3 protein-coding genes are annotated in these 2,700 nt (G+C 67.1%); all 3 read left to right on the top strand.

Going from position 1 to position 2,700, the window contains the following annotated elements; translation table 11 throughout:
• The coding region (locus tag QZ378_RS12625) for a threonine ammonia-lyase (RefSeq protein WP_291258521.1) at positions 1-1,012 on the top strand (1,012 nt) is incomplete at its 5' end.
• Positions 1,013-1,480: 468 nt separating this feature from the next.
• Positions 1,481-2,128, top strand: coding sequence for a ribulose-phosphate 3-epimerase (gene rpe, locus QZ378_RS12620; protein WP_191529315.1), 648 nt, complete (start codon positions 1,481-1,483; stop codon positions 2,126-2,128).
• Between the two features lie 3 nt (positions 2,129-2,131).
• Positions 2,132-2,700: recombination mediator RecR (gene recR / locus QZ378_RS12615; RefSeq protein WP_291258520.1), on the top strand; the 569-nt coding region annotated here is incomplete at its 3' end.

Below are 2,700 nucleotides of genomic sequence, written 5' to 3'. Positions count from 1 at the left end.
GCTGGTCACCGCCTCCGCGGGCAACCACGCCCAGGGCGTGGCCTACGCCGCCCAGCACGCCGGGGTGGAGGCCACCATCGTCATGCCCACCACCACCCCCCTGGTGAAGGTGAACAACACCAAGGACTACGGGGCCAAGGTGGTGCTCCACGGGGAGACCTTCGACGACGCCGCCGAGCTGGCCGCCAGGCTGGCCCAGGAGGAGGGGCTCACCTACGTCCACCCCTTCAACGACCCCGCCCTGGCCACCGGGCAGGGCACCATCTCCTACGAGATCTTCCAGGATCTCCCCGATGTGGACGTGATCCTGGTGCCCATCGGCGGCGGCGGGCTGGCCTCCGGCGTGTCCACCCTGGCCAAGCTGCTCAACCCCAACGTGACGGTGATCGGCGTGGAGCCCACCGGCGCGGCCTCCATGAAGGCCAGCGTGGAGGCGGGCCACGTGGTCACCTTGGACAGGGTGGAGACCATTGCCGACGGCGTGGCGGTGAAAACCCCCGGTGACCAGATCTTCCCCTATATCCAGAAGAATATCGACGACATCATCACCATCGACGACGACGAGCTGGTGGACGCCTTCCTGGACATGATGGAGAAGCACAAGATGATCGTGGAGAACGCCGGCCTGCTGCCCATCGCCGCCCTGTACCACCTGAAGTGCAAGGGCAAGAACGTGGTGCCTGTCCTCTCCGGCGGCAACATGGACGTGATCACCGTGGCCTCCCTGGTGCAGCACGGGCTGATCAACCGGGGCCGGGTGTTCACCTTCTCCGTCCAGCTGCCTGACCGTCCCGGCGAGCTGCTGCGGGTGGCCCAGATCGTGGCCGAGGCCAACGGCAACGTGATCCGGCTGGAGCACAACCAGTTCGTCAACATCAACCGCCAGAGCGGCGTGGAGCTGCGGGTCACCCTGGAGGCCTTCGGCCACGCCCACAAGAAGACAATCCTGGAGGCCCTCCGCGCCGCCGGATATCAGGCCCGGGAGTGCAGCACCAAGAACGTGTACGATTGAACTCCCTCTAGGGGGGACTTTGTCCCCCCTAGATACGGATTTCCCGCGCCGCCTTTAGGCGGCACAGGCAATCCGATACCCCCCTCGCCTCCGCAGTGCGGAGGCGGTTGCCCGCCAGTGCGGGCAAGTATCGGTGTCCTGCGCAGGCGCATGTCCTGCTCCGGACTTTTTATTCCTTTATTTTCGCCGCAAGCGGCGAAAACTCTGCGAGGCGTTCCATGGTTCAGGGTCAACCCTGTCAGGGACAGGGCCGACCCTGAACCTTTATGCGAAGCAGAGCCGTTTCCCCCGGGGCAGGGGCCGCCGGGCCGGCGCCCGTGGGCGGAGGGGAGCCCCGGCGGGGCCCCGGGCGGCGTCCGCTTGCCGTATCCTATGTGCCCCGCTACCGGTTTGCCCCGGGCCTGTCCCGGGCGCCACGGCTTATCCTACCACACAATTCTGAACTTCCCTTCAAGGAGTGGTAAAAAAATGATTAAAATTGCCCCGTCCATCCTCTCGGCAGATTTTGCCAACTTGGAGCGGGACATTCACCGGGTGTCCTCCGCCGACTGGCTCCATGTGGACGTGATGGACGGCTGCTTCGTGCCCAACATCACCATCGGCGTGCCGGTGGTAAAGTCTATCCGCAGATGCACCGACCTGTTCCTGGACGTGCACCTGATGATCGACAAGCCGGTGCGGTATGTGGAGGCCTTTGCTCAGGCGGGGGCGGATCTCCTGTCCGTCCACCTGGAGGCCGACCACCCCACCGGCATCGCCGAGGCCCTGCGGCGCATGGAGGCCTGCAAGGTCAAGAAGGCGGTGGCCCTGCGGCCCATCACCGCCGCCCGGGCGGTGCTGCCCTACCTGGAAGGCCTGGACATGGTGCTGGTGATGACGGTGGAGCCCGGCTTCGGCGGCCAGGCCTTCCTGGAGAACCAGCTGGACACCATCCGCCAGGTGCGGGAGCTGATTGAGAAGTACAACCCCGCCTGCCGGCTGGAGGTGGACGGCGGCATCGGCCCCAAGACGGCGGCGGCGGTGATTGCCGCCGGGGCGGACACCCTGGTGGCCGGCTCCGCCGTGTACGGCGCGGAAGATCCGGCGGCGGCCATCGCCGCCCTGCGGGGGGTGTGACCGATGCAGTACCTTCCGCCCGCGCTGGAGCGGCTGGTGGAGCAGTTCGCCCGCCTGCCCGGCATCGGCCGCAAGACCGCCCAGCGGCTGGCCTTCTTCGTCCTCTCCCTGCCGGAGGAGGAGACCGCCGCCTTTGCCGACGCCATTGTGGGCGCCAAGGCCTCCATCCACTGCTGCCCGGTGTGCCAGAACTTCTCCGAGGGGGAGGGGCTGTGCCCCATCTGCCAGGATCCCAAGCGGGACACCTCGGTGATCTGCGTGGTGGCCGACCCCAAGGACGTGGTGGCCATGGAGCGCTCCCGGGAGTACCCCGGCCTCTACCACGTGCTCCACGGGGTGATCTCCCCCATGAACCACGTGGGCCCCGACGACATCCGGGTGAAGGAGCTGGTAGACCGGGTGGCCAAGGGGGGCGTGGCCGAGGTAATCATGGCCACCAACCCGGACACCGAGGGGGAGGCCACCGCCATGTACCTGTCCCGGCTCCTCAAGCCCTTCCAGGTGAAGGTGACCCGGCTGGCCTACGGCATCCCGGTGGGCAGCCACCTGGAGTACGCCGACGACGCCACCCT

Origin of the sequence: Flavonifractor sp. (assembly GCF_019422385.1) — a bacterium.
In the GTDB taxonomy this organism is placed as follows: domain Bacteria; phylum Bacillota; class Clostridia; order Oscillospirales; family Oscillospiraceae; genus Flavonifractor; species Flavonifractor avistercoris.
This window is presented reverse-complemented; position numbering and strand designations above follow the sequence as displayed.